This is a genomic window from Photorhabdus africana (assembly GCF_035181445.1).
GTDB classification, from domain to species: domain Bacteria; phylum Pseudomonadota; class Gammaproteobacteria; order Enterobacterales; family Enterobacteriaceae; genus Photorhabdus; species Photorhabdus laumondii.
The window spans coordinates 1-512 of the sequence record NZ_JAXBVE010000169.1 but is presented as its reverse complement, the minus strand read 5'-3'; the positions used below and the strand labels follow the sequence as shown (position 1 = coordinate 512).

General features: G+C 61.7%; 1 protein-coding gene. It reads left to right on the top strand.

Translation table 11 applies throughout. The features are described 5' to 3' along the window. On the top strand, positions 1-512 hold a 512-nt coding region (gene vgrG / locus SLS51_RS23250; RefSeq protein WP_323840842.1), incomplete at both ends, for a type VI secretion system tip protein VgrG.

Sequence of the window (512 nt, the reverse complement as noted above, 5' to 3'; positions counted from 1 at the left end):
GAAAGCGGGGTGTTCTACTCCCGGCTGCAACATGAGCGTTACCTGAATCGGCAGACCCAACTGCGGGGGTTGACGACATCCGCCACGCTGTTGCCGGGCCAGGAGTTGAAAGTCAGGGGAGAGGCGCCGGACGCCTTCCGTAAAGGGGCGGTGATAACCGCTATTCGCAGCAGTGCGCGCCGGGATCGCAGTTTTGAAATGGCGTTTACCGCCATTCCCTACTCTGAAACCGTGTGCTTCCGGCCTGCGTTAATCCCGAAACCGCGCATAGCGGGCACCCTGCCGGCCCGGGTGAGCAGCACGGTAGTGAACGACCCGTACGGGGATATTGATAAAGACGGGTTGTACCGGGTGTCGTTTGATTTTGACCGGGCGGAATGGCCGCAGGGGGGAGAAAGCCTGTGGGTGCGTCTGGCCCGCCCTTACGCGGGTGACACCTACGGTTTTCACTGGCCGTTGCTGATAGGTACCGAGGTGGCGATCGCATTTGAAGGGGGCGACCCGGATCGGCC